15 protein-coding genes are annotated in these 15,285 nt (G+C 49.6%); 11 read left to right on the top strand and 4 right to left on the bottom strand.

The genetic code is table 11. The features are described from left to right. Window positions 1-87: 87 nt before the first annotated feature. Together RN22_RS00960 and glnB are read left to right on the top strand one after the other, a co-directional pair. Entirely contained in the window at window positions 88-525 is a 438-nt protein-coding gene (locus RN22_RS00960) for a GNAT family N-acetyltransferase (RefSeq protein WP_002536985.1), read from the top strand. Between the two features lie 92 nt (window positions 526-617). Continuing rightward, a complete protein-coding gene (glnB, locus tag RN22_RS00955) occupies window positions 618-956 on the top strand; it encodes a nitrogen regulatory protein P-II (protein ID WP_002536987.1) in 339 nt (112 codons plus the stop codon). A gap of 57 nt (window positions 957-1,013) precedes the next feature. Here the strand turns inward: glnB and RN22_RS00950 are convergent, their stop codons facing one another. Then, complete coding sequence (locus RN22_RS00950; protein WP_046302727.1) at window positions 1,014-2,492, bottom strand: alkaline phosphatase; 1,479 nt, start codon at window positions 2,490-2,492, stop codon at window positions 1,014-1,016. A gap of 197 nt (window positions 2,493-2,689) precedes the next feature. Next, window positions 2,690-3,259, bottom strand: a complete 570-nt coding sequence (locus RN22_RS00945; RefSeq protein WP_046302751.1) for a YitT family protein — start codon at window positions 3,257-3,259, stop codon at window positions 2,690-2,692. Window positions 3,260-3,814: 555 nt separating this feature from the next. On the opposite strand from RN22_RS00945, the gene glyA reads away from it, so the two are divergent. The 9 genes from glyA to pgpA all read left to right on the top strand — a co-directional run bounded on the left by glyA (window position 3,815) and on the right by pgpA (window position 11,217). Next, window positions 3,815-5,065, top strand: coding sequence for a serine hydroxymethyltransferase (glyA, locus tag RN22_RS00940; RefSeq protein WP_002536991.1), 1,251 nt, complete (start codon window positions 3,815-3,817; stop codon window positions 5,063-5,065). A gap of 121 nt (window positions 5,066-5,186) precedes the next feature. Next, a complete protein-coding gene (gene nrdR, locus RN22_RS00935) occupies window positions 5,187-5,636 on the top strand; it encodes a transcriptional regulator NrdR (protein ID WP_002536993.1) in 450 nt (149 codons plus the stop codon). A gap of 8 nt (window positions 5,637-5,644) precedes the next feature. Further along, on the top strand, window positions 5,645-6,763 hold the full coding sequence (gene ribD / locus RN22_RS00930; RefSeq protein WP_046302726.1) for a bifunctional diaminohydroxyphosphoribosylaminopyrimidine deaminase/5-amino-6-(5-phosphoribosylamino)uracil reductase RibD: 1,119 nt from the start codon (window positions 5,645-5,647) through the stop codon (window positions 6,761-6,763). An 18-nt stretch (window positions 6,764-6,781) separates the two neighbouring features. Further along, window positions 6,782-7,444, top strand: coding sequence for a riboflavin synthase (locus tag RN22_RS00925; protein WP_046302725.1), 663 nt, complete (start codon window positions 6,782-6,784; stop codon window positions 7,442-7,444). A gap of 36 nt (window positions 7,445-7,480) precedes the next feature. Continuing rightward, complete coding sequence (gene ribBA / locus RN22_RS00920) at window positions 7,481-8,590, top strand: bifunctional 3,4-dihydroxy-2-butanone-4-phosphate synthase/GTP cyclohydrolase II (RefSeq protein WP_046302724.1); 1,110 nt, start codon at window positions 7,481-7,483, stop codon at window positions 8,588-8,590. A gap of 170 nt (window positions 8,591-8,760) precedes the next feature. Further along, a complete protein-coding gene (gene ribE, locus RN22_RS00915) occupies window positions 8,761-9,231 on the top strand; it encodes a 6,7-dimethyl-8-ribityllumazine synthase (protein ID WP_002536998.1) in 471 nt (156 codons plus the stop codon). A 12-nt stretch (window positions 9,232-9,243) separates the two neighbouring features. After that, entirely contained in the window at window positions 9,244-9,699 is a 456-nt protein-coding gene (gene nusB, locus RN22_RS00910; protein ID WP_002537000.1) for a transcription antitermination factor NusB, read from the top strand. Window positions 9,700-9,756: 57 nt separating this feature from the next. Further along, entirely contained in the window at window positions 9,757-10,728 is a 972-nt protein-coding gene (gene thiL / locus RN22_RS00905; protein ID WP_046302723.1) for a thiamine-phosphate kinase, read from the top strand. A 3-nt stretch (window positions 10,729-10,731) separates the two neighbouring features. After that, entirely contained in the window at window positions 10,732-11,217 is a 486-nt protein-coding gene (gene pgpA, locus RN22_RS00900) for a phosphatidylglycerophosphatase A (protein ID WP_046302722.1), read from the top strand. A gap of 28 nt (window positions 11,218-11,245) precedes the next feature. On the opposite strand, the gene RN22_RS00895 is transcribed toward pgpA, so the two are convergent. After that, on the bottom strand, window positions 11,246-14,173 hold the full coding sequence (locus tag RN22_RS00895; RefSeq protein WP_046302721.1) for a GGDEF domain-containing phosphodiesterase: 2,928 nt from the start codon (window positions 14,171-14,173) through the stop codon (window positions 11,246-11,248). Beyond that, window positions 14,170-15,138 (bottom strand): substrate-binding domain-containing protein, encoded by a 969-nt coding sequence (locus tag RN22_RS00890; RefSeq protein ID WP_046302720.1) that lies wholly within the window; start codon window positions 15,136-15,138, stop codon window positions 14,170-14,172. The genes RN22_RS00895 and RN22_RS00890 overlap by 4 nt, the downstream gene beginning before the upstream one ends. Window positions 15,139-15,285: the final 147 nt, after the last annotated feature.

Here is a 15,285-nt window from a genome sequence, read left to right as displayed (position 1 = left end):
ACCTTCTGGTGGCGGTTTTTTTATCCGATTGCATCCGGTATCGGCGAAAGGGTAAAGTGTTCCGGCAATTTTATGGAGAGAAATGCAATGGACAGTGCAATCAGCTTTACGCTTATTCCATCCGGACAGGTGCCGGAATCCCTGCAGTGCCGTTTTCCCTCGTTGGCAAAACTGAACGATCCTGAATCGACGAAAGAGCTCCCTATGTTGGTTGCCGAAAAAGAGGGTGAACCTGTTGCTGTGGCTGTACTTCAACATGAAAAACGCCATAACGGTATCATGGTGGAAGATGCGACCTTAACCCTGCTTGAAGTCGATCAGGCGAGCCGCCTTCAAGGCATTGGTAAAAACTTGCTAAATGCATTGGAAGCTTACGCAGCAACGGTAGCATGTGAGTTAAAAGTGGACTGTGGTGCGGTGATCGGACGTAAACCTATGCAGGCACTGTTGACCAACTCCGGCTATGAGCCACCCTTTGCGTGTGGCGAGACCAAAACCACGACATGGAAGAAGTCTCTGGTTTAATACAGGAAATTGTTAAGGAAAACCGCGCCAACGGAACAGTGTAGGGTTACAATTAGTGATGTTGCGCAACGCAGAATTTAAGGGAATGAGACATGAAAAAAATTGAAGCGATTATCAAGCCGTTTAAGCTTGACGACGTGCGCGAAGCACTGGCGGAAGTCGGCATTACCGGTATGACGGTTTCGGAAGTCAAAGGTTTCGGCCGCCAAAAAGGTCACACCGAGTTGTACCGCGGTGCGGAGTACATGGTGGACTTCCTGCCTAAAGTTAAATTGGAAATCGTCGTGGCTGCTGATGCCGCAGACCAGTGCGTTGAGACCATTGTGCAAACAGCACAAACCGGCAAGATCGGTGATGGTAAGATTTTCGTCACTGACGTAGAGCGCGTCGTGCGTATCCGTACTGGTGAAGAAGACGAAGAAGCGATTTGAGCCTCAGAATTTTCCAAATTTAAGACCGCCGTTAGGCGGTCTTATTCGTTTAGGTCATTATTTGGTCAACTCTGCCGCTTCATCAATCACATGGAAGATATAGTTTTGCTCAACGGCACCTTGGAATAACCAGGCCTGTGGGCCTCGAGCAAAAATCGCCACGTCTTCACCTGAGTGGGTTTCTGAGCCCAGTCCAACCAGAGACTGTTGCAGGTAATCCAGCTGCAGCGCTTGCTCCTGAGAGACGCTTGGGCGCGGTGACTCAGTGACAGCACCCGGACCATTGCCGTAAACAATGGTGGTGTAGGTATTGCCGTCCACATCCTTGTTGAATTTTCCTTTCTGCTTGGACAAGCCGAGGATGGGGTTTCCGCGTTCTGCGTAGCCGTTCATTATCATAGTGTGAGCATGGTCTGCAGTAACAATGATCAGTGTGTTTTGCGGATCAGTTTTTTCCATCGCAACTTTTATTGCTGCATCATAGGCACTGGTATCTTCTAACGCACGGGCTGCGTTGCCGGCATGGTGACCGTGGTCAATACGACCAGCTTCTACCATCAGAACATAGCCGTCTTTGTCTTTACTCAGAATGTCGATGGCTTTGTCTGTCATCTGGGCAAGGGAAGGCTCTTTGTTTTCAGCCTTGCGGTCAGCTTCGTATTGCATGTGGCTTGGTTCGAACAAGCCCAAAACACGGGTATTTTCGTCCACTTTGATTTTGTCAAAACCATCGAAGTCATAAACGAACTGGCCATCACTATACTTGGCCTGCCACTCCTCTATCAGGTTACGGCCATCTTTTCGTTTACCGCCTTTATCTGGATATTCAGGATCTTTGGCATCGCTTGGAATAAATTCACGGCGGCCTCCGCCCATGGCAACTTTAAATCCATCCCCATGTTCAAACTCAATCAGCTGTGAAGCAATGTCTTTGCAACCTTGTTCTTTGGCAATATTGGGGACTTTGGCGTCGTTTTCCCAATTGCGATCGGGACTGTGTGCATAGGCTGTCGCTGGTGTGGCGTGAGTAATGCGAGCTGTGGAAACAACCCCTACAGCTTTGCCTTTATCTGCAGCGAGCTCAAAGATTGAAGCGACCTCATTACCTGCGACCGTATCACAAAATCCGCGACGGACATTGTCGTTCACATTGACGATCCCTGCTTTGGTTTTAACACCAGTGACAATGGCGGTAGCAGTACCGGCTGAATCTGGGGTTTGCATATCTGTATTATAGGTTTTGGAAAGCGCAACATTTGGCAGGGTTTCCATGGCGAGCCGATATTCTTCGCCGCTTTGTCCCTGTTGTTGCCCGGCGTAGATACGTCCTGCTGTAATGGTGCCAACACTCATACCATCACCAATAAACACAATGATATTTTTAGCTTTACCAAGAATGGGTTTGTTTTTTTTGGCTTGCTCAATGGCTGCTTTAGCGTCTGTATACCAAACATCATCCTGCTGAGGTGCCTTGGCAATAGCTGTATTGGCGATAAGGCAAGTAGTGAGAAGGGAAAGGGTAAATGTTGTTTTCATTTTATATGTCCACTGCGTTGTTATTAAAGATATTGTTTTTAGCACTGCTTTCGGCTCTGTGATGTTTCAATGACAAAACGATGTCAGTGGCTGTCCAAAAAGTCAGATTTTATATTCTTGAATTTATTAGATGTATTAAAAGAAAAGCCCCGAAGTCTTACCAACGACGGGGCTTTCTGATTTGTGACGGAGTCCGCTTAATAACAGACGACGTAGCGGTCTGGTCTATGGTTCATGGTCAGCACCAGGTTCAGAACAAAAGCGCCAACAACAGAACACCCTAGCAGCCATGGCGAAACGAAGAAAAATGAAGCCAGTAGGATGGCAATATCAATTGCCATCTGTACATTGCCCGCACGAACGCCGAACTTGTCCTGACAGTATAGTGCCAGCACATTGAAGCCCCCGAGACTGGCGTTATGGCGGAAAATCATCAACATGCCCACACCCATTAGAAGACCGCCAATCAAACCGCAATACAGGGGTTGTAGCCAGCCAATGGTAAATACGTGTGAGATGTGGTCGACGATTAACGACACCATGCCACCTGCAAAGACACTACGAAGGGCAAACTGGGTACCAAAACGCTGCCATCCCATAATATAGAAAGGCACGTTCATCAGAAAGTAAATGGTACCGAATGAGAGGTCGGTAAACTGGGTGATCAAAAGTGCCAGACCTGTGGTACCGCCAGTAAGCAAACCTGCCTGCTGCAGGAAATAAACACCCTGCGCTACAATGAACGCACCGGACAGGACCGCAATCATGTCTTCAAACTGTGAATGTTTGGGCTGATAACTCAACGCAATAACTCCTAAAAATGTGTCGTTTTTAAAGGGATTCACGACGCAAGAATGTACTCACAAAAATCCGGGATGTTTGATTCTCTCTGGAATCATTCCGCGGTGTTGCTTTCACAGTAAATAGATGAAAAGCAGGGCATCTTAATGAGATTGCATAAGGGAGGAAAGAGTCGGGGTAAACTCGCGTAAGCGCTTGTGTCAGCAGCAGCTTACGAGGTGTAAAGATTTGTGGTTTACAGTCTGTGACATTGGTCAATGTGAATTCAATTCATGATTGGAATGAGAAAAGACCATGTTCAGGCAGGCAAAAAAAATGTGATTCCTACTACCTGTTGCGCAACAAATTTTGTAGAATCGCAGCCAATAGGAATGCAATGACGAAAACGTTTGCGTCCGCATGGATACTGACGTTTTTAATTTGGTGTAAATCAACCCAAACCAGGTTGACCCGATGATTTGCCTAAGCGAGTTATCCGGTCAACTTGGTACCCAGGGAACTATCTGAGTCAGGAGATACAGATGCTAAAGCGTGACATGAACATCGCTGATTACGATGCGGAGCTGTTTGCCGCGATCCAGGAAGAAACTGCACGTCAGGAAGAGCACATCGAGCTCATCGCGTCAGAGAACTACACCAGCCCTCGCGTTATGGAAGCGCAAGGTTCCCAACTGACTAACAAATATGCGGAAGGCTACCCAGGCAAGCGCTACTACGGCGGTTGTGAGTACGTAGACAAAGCTGAAGCGCTGGCAATCGACCGCGCATGTGAACTGTTCGGTGCAGAGTATGCGAACGTTCAGCCACACTCCGGTTCTCAGGCAAACAGCGCGGTTTACATGGCGCTGCTGAACCCAGGCGACACCGTTCTGGGCATGAGCCTGGCTCATGGTGGTCACCTGACTCACGGTTCACCAGTTAACTTCTCTGGTAAGCACTACAACGTGATCCCTTACGGTATCGACGAAGCTGGCCAAATCAACTACGACGAAATGGAAGCGCTGGCGCTTGAGCACAAGCCTAAGATGATCATCGGTGGTTTCTCTGCGTACTCGCAAATCGTTGACTGGGCGCGCATGCGCGAAATCGCTGACAAAGCAGGTGCTTACCTGTTCGTTGATATGGCGCACGTTGCTGGCCTGATTGCGGCGGGAGTATACCCAACGCCAATTCCGCACGCACACATCGTTACCACAACCACGCACAAAACGCTGGCGGGTCCTCGTGGCGGTCTGATCCTGTCTAACGCAGGCGAAGACATGTACAAGAAGCTGAACTCAGCAGTATTCCCTGGTGGTCAGGGTGGCCCTCTGATGCACGTTATCGCTGCAAAAGCTGTTGCGTTCAAAGAAGCGATGGAACCAGAGTTCAAAGCATACCAGCAGCGCGTAGTAGACAATGCTAAAGCGATGGTTGCGCAGTTCCAAGAGCGTGGCTACAAAGTGGTATCTAACGGTACTGAAAACCACCTGTTCCTGGTTGACCTGATCGACAAGAACATCACGGGTAAAGAAGCGGACGCAGCACTGGGTGCAGCGAACATCACTGTGAACAAAAACAGTGTTCCTAACGACCCACGTAGCCCATTCGTGACTTCTGGTATCCGTGTTGGTTCTCCAGCGATCACCCGTCGTGGTTTCACGCAAGATGACGCGAAAGAATTGGCTAACTGGATGTGTGATGTTCTGGATAACATCGAAAGCCAAGAAGTGATTGAAGCGACGAAAGCGAAAGTACTGGAAATCTGTAAACGTCTGCCAGTTTACGCATAAGCCGTTATCTGATTGAAAAAAGCACCTTCGGGTGCTTTTTTTGTGCCTGTTTTCACCACTTTCGCGCTTTCTCAGGTCTGCAAATCGGTTACACTGTTCACCAATTGTTTAAGGAGGCGAGATGCACTGTCCATTTTGTGGTGCGAATGACACCAAGGTCATTGATTCACGACTGGTCGCAGACGGCCATCAGGTGCGTCGTCGTCGCCAGTGTTTGGCGTGTAACGAACGTTATACTACGTTTGAAACTGCAGAGCTGGTGATGCCGCGTATCATCAAGACCAATGGCAACCGAGAGCCATTTAACGAAGATAAATTGCGTGGCGGTATTCAGCGAGCTCTTGAAAAGCGCCCGGTGAGCACGGACGATATCGAAAAGTCTATTAACACCATCAAATCAACGATTCGCGCAACGGGCGAGCGTGAAGTGTCTTCGACGCTGGTGGGCAATTTGGTGATGGATGCACTGAAAGAACTCGATAAAGTCGCTTACATTCGCTTTGCGTCTGTGTACCACAGCTTTGAAGATATCCGAGACTTCGGTGAAGAAATCGCCCGCCTGGAAAAATAAGCGGATACATGTTTTCAATTTTTGATTCTCAAATGATGCTGCGAGCCATCGAACTGGCAAAACGCGGCATCTATACCACCGCGCCTAACCCTAATGTTGGTTGTGTCATCACTCAGGGTGATGACATTGTCGGCGAAGGTTTTCACTTCCGTGCCGGTGAACTGCACGCAGAAGTGCACGCGCTTCGCGCGGCGGGTGACAACGCTAAAGGTGCTACCGCTTACGTCACCCTTGAGCCATGCTCCCATTATGGACGCACGCCTCCTTGTGCTGATGCATTGATTGCTGCGGGTGTTAGCCGTGTCGTTTGTGCCATGGTCGATCCAAACCCAAAAGTGGCAGGGCGCGGTATACAGCGTATGCGTGATGCGGGTATTCAGGTTGATGTAGGTTTAATGCAGGCACAAGCTGAAGCACTGAATCCCGGTTTTATCAAAGTGATGAAAACCGGTTTGCCGTTTGTACAGTTAAAGCTTGCCTCCAGTCTTGACGGTCGCACGGCGCTGGCAAATGGTCAGAGTAAATGGATCACCGGGGATGAAGCCCGCGCCGATGTGCAGGTGTTTCGCGCTCAAGCGGGTGCCATTCTCTCAACCAGTCAGACGGTATTGGACGACAATCCCTCTCTTAACGTGCGTTGGGAACAACTGCCCGATGCAGTGAAAGCGCAGTATGCGCAAGACAATTTGCGTCAGCCGGTCCGCGTGATCCTCGACACCCAAAGAAAGGTGAAAGATGATGCGCACCTTTTCTCATTGGACGGGGAAGTTATCATCGTAACGGCTTCTCAAGCGGATTCAGATAATGACACGGTAAAACTGCTTACCGTCGCTAAAGAAGCGGGACAGCTTGATCTTAATAGCTCTTTGCGTGCCTTGGCATCTTATGGCATCAATCATATCTGGGTGGAAGCGGGCGCCACTCTGGCCGGCAGTCTACTGAAGGCTGGCTTGGTGGATGAGCTGATTATCTATCAGGCCCCTAAACTGATGGGAAGCGACAGTCGTGCTTTGGTGAACTTGCACGGCATGACCTGTATGACTCAAGTGCCAGCCTTCGAACTGACTGACGTGACCCGTATCGGCAATGATGTGCGTCTTCGCATGCAAAAACCACAGCCAGAGTAACAATCAAAGCGAATCAATATGTTTACAGGAATTATCGAAGCGGTTGGCCATATCCAGAAAATTACCCCTAAAGGCGGTGATATTTCGCTGACCGTGGAAAGTGGCAAGCTGGATCTGGCTGACGTGAAACTGGGCGACAGCATCGCTACCAATGGTGTTTGTCTGACCGTGGTCGAATTGACCGGAAAGGGTTATGTGGCGGACCTATCGGGTGAAACACTTAACCGTACCGCGTTTGCAACTTACAAAGCGGGCCAGAAAGTGAATCTGGAAAAAGCCATGCTGCCAACAACACGATTTGGTGGCCACATGGTTTCTGGTCATGTCGACAGTGTGGCGACGGTGGTTTCACGCACCCAAACGGGGCGTGCGATCGAGTTTTGGCTCGAAGCACCTGCAGAGTTCGCCAAATACCTGGCCGAGAAAGGCTCGGTCACGATTGATGGTATCAGTCTGACGATCAATGCAGTGGATGGCAATCGATTCAAACTCACCATCGTTCCGCATACCGCTCTGGAAACTACGATCGAAGATTTCACTGTCGGATACCAAGCCAACATCGAAGTAGACGTGATTGCCCGCTACCTTGAACGATTAATGATGGGCGACCGTGCTGCACAGCAAAGTGGTGCTGGCGGTTTGACCATGGCAAAGCTCGCTGAGTCGGGCTTTTTGAGATAACAGAACCGGATTGCCGGTAAGAACAGGGACAGAACCATGCCAATCAGCAGCGCAGCAGAGATTATTGAAGACATCCGTCAGGGCAGAATGGTTATCCTGATGGACGATGAAGATCGCGAAAACGAAGGCGACCTCATCATTGCAGCAGAAAAAATTACGCCGGAAGCCATCAACTTTATGGCGACATATGGCCGTGGTCTGATTTGTCTCACCATGACTAAAGATCGTTGCCAACGCCTTGGTTTACCGCTGATGGTCAGCGATAACAACGCGCAGTTCTCTACGGCCTTCACTGTTTCGATTGAAGCGGCAGAGGGGGTAACAACGGGTATTTCTGCCGCCGATCGTGCGCGAACAGTGGAAGCAGCCGTTGCACCCAATGCAGTTGCCGCTGACTTGGTTCAGCCAGGACATATTTTCCCGTTGATGGCTCAGGATGGTGGTGTGCTGACCCGAGCGGGTCACACAGAAGCAGGTTGTGATTTGGCGCGCCTTGCGGGTTACTCTCCTGCAGGTGTGATTGTTGAGATCCTTAACGAAGACGGCACCATGGCGCGTCGTCCGGATCTGGAAAAGTTCGGCGAGAAGCATGGCATCAAGCTAGGTACCATCGCTGATCTGATTGAATACCGTAACAACAACGAAACCACCATTGAGCGCGTGGCAGAGTGTAAGCTGCCGACGGAATATGGTGAGTTTGATCTGATCACTTACCGTGACACCATCGACAGCCAGGTGCACTATGCCCTGCGTAAAGGAGAAGTGAGCAATCAGCCAACGCTGGTACGCGTGCACCTCCAAGACACCTTTACCGACTTGCTGCATTCTGATCGTTCAGCCGAGCGTAGCTGGTCATTGAGTGATGCGATGAAACGTATCAATGCTGATGGTGGTGTATTGGTGATTCTGGGCAAAGAAGAGTCTTCTCAGTCCATCATTAACAAAGTACGTACTTTTGAAGCGCAGGACAAAGGCGAGAAACCGGCAGCGGCCAAATGGCAGGGTACCAGTCGCCGTGTTGGTGTAGGCTCGCAAATTCTGGCGGATTTGGGTGTGACGGACATGCGTTTGTTGTCTTCAACCAATAAACGTTACCACGCACTTTCAGGCTTTGGTCTGAAAGTCGTCGAGTATGTCGTCGACTAAACTGAAACGACGCTGATAAAGAAAACGCAGCTCAAGCTGCGTTTTTTTATTCCGAAACAGGCTGGATTCGATGCAAATTCCCAAGCGGCATAAGCGCTGGCGGCTTTGCAGAAAAGTGTGATAGAATCCCGCGGTTTCTCAATCCGGATAAATAAGTCATAGGAAGGCCCATGAAGGTAATCGAAGGTGCATTCGCAGCACCAAATGCTCAAGTTGCTATCGTTATCTCCCGTTTCAACAGCTTTATTAACGAAAGCCTGCTGGATGGTGCTATTGATGCGCTGAAGCGTCAGGGCCAAGTAAGTGAAGACAATATTACTGTAGTACGTTGCCCAGGCGCTTACGAGTTGCCGTTGGTGGCGCAACGTGTTGCAAAAAGCGGCCGTTACGACGCTATTATCGCGCTGGGATCAGTGATCCGAGGCGGTACGCCACACTTTGACTATGTGGCCGGAGAATGTAACAAAGGTCTGGCACAGGTTGCGCTTGAGTTTGATACTCCTGTTGCATTCGGCGTGCTGACCGTAGACACCATTGAACAAGCCATCGAACGCGCGGGTACCAAGGCTGGTAATAAAGGGGCAGAGGCTGCACTAAGCGCGCTTGAAATGGTAAACGTACTGTCCCAAATCGAATCCTAATCGGGGGTTACTGTGAAACCAGCCGCACGGCGCAACGCGCGCCATTTTGCACTACAAGCAATCTACTCATGGCAACTAACGCAAGGCAACGTAGCTGATATCGAAGCTCAATTCCTTGCGGCAGACAACTATGAAGAAGAAGAGCATCAGGCGGAAGAACCACGTCTGCGCCAACCAGAAACTGACGTAGATTACTTCCGTGATCTACTGGCAGGTGTTGTTCTGAATTATCAGGAAATGGACAGCAAAATGCGTCCTTACCTGTCTCGTCCAATCCAGGATCTGGACGAAATGGAACACGCACTTCTTCGTCTGGCTATGTATGAACTGTGCAAACGCGAAGACGTTCCTTACAAAGTAGTTATTAACGAAGCGATTGAGCTGGCGAAGCGTTTTGGCGCGGAAGACAGCCACAAATTCGTGAACGGTGTGCTGGATAAAGCGGTACCGACGCTGCGTAAAAAGTAATATCGAGTTAAGACTTCAAAGGCCAGCCACGCTGGCCTTTTTCTTAGGAAAGGACTGATGGCCGGTAACGAATTCGACCTGATAAACCGTTACTTTAAATCGCAGCCAGTCACGCGCCGCGATGTGGACTTAGGCATAGGGGATGATGCAGCTATCATCACGGTGCCGGAAAACTGTCAACTGGTCGTCACGACCGATACACTGGTGGCAGGAACCCATTTTCTCCCTGATGCTGATCCCGTAAAAGTGGCGCACAAAGCGTTGGCTTCCAACTTAAGCGATCTCGCTGCCATGGGCGCTATGCCGGCATGGTGTTCTCTTGCTTTGACACTCCCTGAACCGAATGAAACTTGGCTTGCAGCCTTCTGTGACGGTTTTTACAAGCTTGCTGAGTATTATCAAGTCCAATTGGTGGGTGGTGACACGACCAAAGGTCCCCTGAGTATTACGATGACGCTTCAAGGTTTTGTTCCTGCGGGTAAAGCCATTCGTCGTGATAGTGCGAAAGCCGGGGACTGGTTGTATGTGACGGGGAACCTTGGCGACAGTGCTGCAGGTTTGGACGTTATCTTGAATGGCAACGCGCCTAAGAATGACACCGAAAACACGCTGCTGAATCGCCACTATTATTCTGAGCCAAGAGTACTGGCTGGACAGGCTCTTCGTGAAATTGCCTCGTCTGCGTTGGATATCTCTGATGGTCTGGTGGCGGATCTCAAGCACATCCTGAAAGCCAGCGGTGTGTCCGCTGTTATTAATGCAGAAACCCTTCCTGTATCTGAAGAGTTAGTAGCGTTTGCAGGCGGTGAAGAAGCAGCAAGGAAAATCGCATTGACCAGTGGCGAAGAATACGAGCTTTGTTTTACTGTACCTGAAAGCCATCGTGGCGCGGTGGATGCGGCTTTTGCACACACCAACACCGCAGTGACCTGTATCGGTCAGGTTCGCCATGGTGAAGGTATAACCGTGCAATGGCAGGGAAAACCTGTCGATTGGTCCCTGAATGGTTGGGATCATTTCTCCGAGTGATGTATGGATAATCCAATTAGTAAAATTCGTCTTTCCAATCCTGTTCATCTTTTGGCAACAGGCTTTGGCTCCGGCCTTTCTCCCATAGTACCTGGCACCATGGGCACCTTGGCTGCGGTGCCGTTTTATTATTTACTTGTGAGCTTGTCTCCTATCGCATTGGCAATCGCTATTGTGTTGGGTTCGTTGGTAGGGATTTACCTTTGCGAACGTACCTCCAATGATATGGGCGTGCACGATCATGGCAGTATTGTCTGGGATGAGTTTGTTGGCTTTTGGATCACCATGTTCCTTGTCCCTGTGACTGATTGGCAGGTTGTGCTGGCTGGATTTATCATTTTCCGTTTCTTTGACATGGTCAAACCCTGGCCTATCAGCTGGCTGGATAAGCAAGTTCATGGCGGCTTTGGCATTATGCTGGATGATGTAGTCGCTGGCCTGATGTCGATGGTAACGCTTTGGGCAGGTTATACCTTCTTGTTTAACTGACAGGATTGAAAGCTTTTCGCGACTGGAATCAATCGCTCTCACTATGGTTGAGGTACTGACGAAGCCGCTCAATTCGCGAGCGGTTTTGAGCCATTGTTTCAACCGCAGGACGGAGCGCGTCGTTCAATGTTGGCACTTCACACCAACTTGGGTCGGGGTGCCAGTTATCTACCCAGCCAATAACCTCTTCCCTGATCATAGGTTTGGCAATGCCGAACCCTTGCCCAAGATCGCAGCCCAGCCAGACTAGCATCTGAGCCTGCTCTTTCGTTTCCACCCCTTCTGCCAGCACTTGGCGGTTGAAGGTGTTCGCCAGTGATATCACACCTTCCAAAATGGCTAAATCATCAGGGTCAATCAGCATATCCCGGATAAAACTTCTGTCTATTTTGAGTGTCTGTGCGGGCAGCTGTTTCAGATAGGTAAGGGAGGCGTAGCCTGTACCAAAGTCATCAATTGCAAGTGCGACGCCGAGCTTCCGGCACTGGCAAATGACTTCAGAAACGGCTTCAAAATCTTCAAATGCGCTGGTCTCTAAGATCTCCAATTCTAACTGCTCGGCCTTGATTTGAGGATAGCGGGCAAGTCGTAAACGGAGGTGATGGATGAAGTCTTTTTGCAGTAGATGGTGAGGGGCGAGGTTGACGCTCACCGTGGTACTCAGTCCGTTTTCCTGCCAGTAAACCAACTCTGCCAGAGCGGTATCAATCACCCAGTTGCCGACATCGATAATCAAGGCAAGGTTCTCGATTTGAGGAATGAACTCAATTGGAGTGAGCTCGCCCTTGCTTGGGTGCTGCCAACGGATCAATGCTTCAAAGCCAATCAACTCACCGGTTCGGAGGTTTACCTTGGGTTGATATCGGAGCAAGAGTTCGCCGTTATCAATGGCATTGGTGATCTGGCTGAGTTTTTCGTTCTGACTTTTCAGGCTTTTCTCTAAATCAGCATCAAAGAAGTGGTAACGCCGTTTGCCTTTGAGCTTGGCCTGATACATCGCGTAGTCAGCCTGTCTCAACAGTTTGTCTGAGTTCACATCCTCGGACTGCGGATAGGTGGTGATACCAAAGCTCGCCGATACCTGAACCAAGTTGCCATTGACCTCCATCGGTTCTGAAGTGGCGGCCAAGAGGCGGGGGAGCAGGGGCTGACAGCACTCTGGCGACTGTAGATCAGCTAAGACGGCGACAAACTCATCACCACCAATCCGGGCGATGGTGTCGCTGTCCCTGAGGACTTTTTTCATCCGAATGGCGAGTTGCTGAAGTAAAAGGTCTCCCACTTCATGACCATAGGTATCATTGACGGGTTTGAAGCCATCAAGGTCGAGGAAAATGACAGCGATGAATTGCTTGTGGCGCTTGGCCTGCTTCATGGCATGTTTCAGTCGGTCCCCCAAAAGCAGACGGTTAGGCAGTTCGGTTAGCTGGTCGAAATGCGCAATCTTCTCCAGTTTGTGTTCGTGTTCCTTGTAGGCTGTGATGTCAGAAAAGACAGCGACATAGTTGATTGGGTTCCCCATTTCATCTGTCACCGCGCTGATGGTAAGAAGTTCTGGATACCTTTCGCCATCTTTGCGTCGGTTCCAAATTTCACCACTCCAGTGCCCCTTTTTCTCAAGTGAGCGCCACATATCCTTGTAGAACTTTCCATCCTGCTTGCCCGATTGCAAAACGCTCGGGTTTTTACCCTTCACTTCGCCCAGTGAATAACCTGTGATGCGGCAAAACGCTTCGTTCACTTCAATAATTCGGGTTTGGCTGTCGGCTATGATGATACCCTCTCTGGCATGGGTGAAGACTTTGGCGGCCAGTTTCAGGTTCTCTTCGGCTTTCTTATGGGCAGTAATATCCTGATGGGTTCCCAGCACTTTGAGCGGGCGGCCTTGCTCATCCCATTCTACAATTTTACCTCTGGCCAATACGTGGACCCATTGCCCTGAAAAATGCCTGAGGCGGATATCGCAGTCGTAATAGTCTTGCTCCCGAGCAAAAAGCTTGGCGAGTTGTTGCTCAGAAAGTGATTTGTCTTCGGGGTGGATAAAATGCTTCCAGTCCTGATTTGGCGGCCCATTGAGTGCCTCTAAATCCCAGCCCAAAATATCTGACCATGCGCCGTTATAGGTAATATATCCGCTGACCACATCCCATTCCCAAGTGCCCGTCCGGGTACCTTCAATCACGTTTTGGAGTCGTGAATGTTCCAGGCTCAGCGAGTTATGGGAGTGACGGATGAGGCTTATCATATTGTTCATGGTGGTGCTGAGGGAGGAGAGCTCTTTGTTCGCGAAATCAGGAATATGCGCGACGGGAATACCACTCATATCACGGGTGCTGATGGCCTCCGCGATGTCTTCGAGTGGTTTGACGAAAAAGCGGTTAGAGAAGTACAGCAGAAGACTGATGAGAACCGTACCAGCAACGATGGAGGAGGCAACAGTTTGCCGCAGTTGTTGCGTCAGGTTCTTTCTCAGTTGCTCATCAGACATGTGGATCACGATATTGCCAAGCATTTCTCCTTCTTTAGTGAGAATGGAGGCAGAGCGTGAAAACATGGTGTTTTCTAAAAGCTTACTGTGCAGCGGAATATCGTCGTTGTAGGTAACGAGCTCTCCTTTCTCATTGCGAATATAGCCATAAACGTATTCGGTTTGGCCGAGAACGTTCGCCATTGCTCTGTCATGCACCAATACCGCATAGAGGTCATGAAGACGGGCTTCAGCACGAATGAGGTTGCTGTATTCATTCGGGGCGTAGGATTCCACAAAAGGGGCAATGGTTTCGGTGAGACGCTCTGTACTTTCTTGTACCTTTTCTTCCATGTAGGTGACGGTTTCACGTCGCTGATCGAGATAAACCAGCACCGAGGATAAAGAGAAAACAGCAATCACGGCGACACAGATAGCGATCGCCAGGTGAGTAAACAGTGAACCTTTACGAGAAGGTTTACCCGTCATCGACTGTCTTCCATCCCCAGAACGTTTCGCCTGATTTGCGGCATCAGAGAATCAACGTTGGTTTCTGACACAGCTAACACAGGCAAAGAAATGGTCTTCTTGACCGGCTTTCCTTGCAGGTGCTTTTGAAGGGTGGAGATGGCCATCTCGCCCATTAAAAAAGGCTGTTGCATACCAGCACCGACCAACTTTCTGTTTTCAAGCATGGAGGGGAATTCTGGCTCAGCATCAAAGCAGAGCAATAGGATTTTGCCTTTCTTGCCTGCATCCCTGATGGCATCAAGTGCTGCCTGATAGCGATCTGAACCTTGTAACCACAGCCCTTTAAGGTCGGGATTGGCTTCGATAAGGGCAATCGCGTGATCATAGGTTTCTTGATAAGAGAAATCGACTTGCTGTTTGAGACCCGCCGACCGGTAACCTTTTTCGTCGATGGCTCGGAGGAATCCTTGGGTTCTTGCCCGGCCATTCTCGCGTTTTTGTGGAATTGAGATGATGCCAACAGTGGCGTCTTGCCAGCCTCGTGAGGTGAATGCTTCAGACAGGATCAAGCCCAAATCATAAGCACCAGTGAAGTTATCCGAGGCGATGTAACTGATGTAATCGCCATCATCGGCTCCAATATCAGCAATCACCACAGGAACACCGGCTTTTTTAGCGAGTTTTAGAATAGTCACCGCACTTGAGGAATTGGTCGGGGAGATGATGAGCCCACTAATCCCTGATTTCAGCGCTTTCATGGTGTTTTTCAGTTCTTGTTGTTTGCTGTTTTCCGCCGAGTAAACATCAACCTCAAAACCCAGTTCCTCCCCACGATGGACTATGCCACGCTTTAAAATGTCCCAAAAAGGGATCCGCGCATCGGATACCAGATAGGCAACGCGGGGTGTGTTTTCACTCGCTGAACCAGGAAAGATAAAAAAGCCCAGACAAAAGCCGAGAATGAGTAAATAGGTTCTTTTCATTTCCTTACCGCCATGACACTAACCAATTGATATAACAGTTTTAAGCAACCCAATAAGCGTAGTCTCAAATGTGAGATGGTGCGTGTTTTCGTTGGTGAATGTGAGCGGTGTGAAACTTAGAAAAGAAAACGGCGCTGAAAGCGCCGT

Origin of the sequence: Grimontia sp. AD028, assembly GCF_000973155.1 — a bacterium.
In the GTDB taxonomy this organism is placed as follows: domain Bacteria; phylum Pseudomonadota; class Gammaproteobacteria; order Enterobacterales; family Vibrionaceae; genus Enterovibrio; species Enterovibrio indicus.
The sequence above is the reverse complement of the archived record's forward strand: the minus strand, read 5'-3'. Positions and strand labels throughout refer to the sequence as shown.